Below are 255 nucleotides of genomic sequence, written 5' to 3' on the forward strand. Positions count from 1 at the left end.
CCGGCCGGCAGCGAGATGCTGACCCCGGCGATGCCGTTCTCGCCCGCCTCGCGCACGCCGTTGTTGTTGGCGTCCAGCCACACGCTGCCGCCCAGCGACGCGGCGCGCTCGCCGAAGTCGTTCCCGCTGGAACCGCTCGCCGGCAGGTTGGTGATGGCGATGGTGTTGGTCGGATTCTCCTGGCCGTCGGCCAGCCCGCTGCGCTGCGTTTCGACGATCCGGTAGTTCTGACCGGTGATGCCGCCGGCGTAGCTG

1 protein-coding gene is annotated in these 255 nt (G+C 70.6%); it reads right to left on the minus strand.

The genetic code is table 11. From position 1 onward, the window contains the following. A partial coding sequence (locus V3390_RS10190) for an SdrD B-like domain-containing protein (RefSeq protein WP_331704363.1) occupies positions 1–255 on the minus strand: 255 nt, incomplete at both ends.

It is taken from the genome of Aquilutibacter rugosus (assembly GCF_036541335.1).
In the GTDB taxonomy this organism is placed as follows: Bacteria; Pseudomonadota; Gammaproteobacteria; order Xanthomonadales; family Xanthomonadaceae; genus Aquilutibacter; species Aquilutibacter rugosus.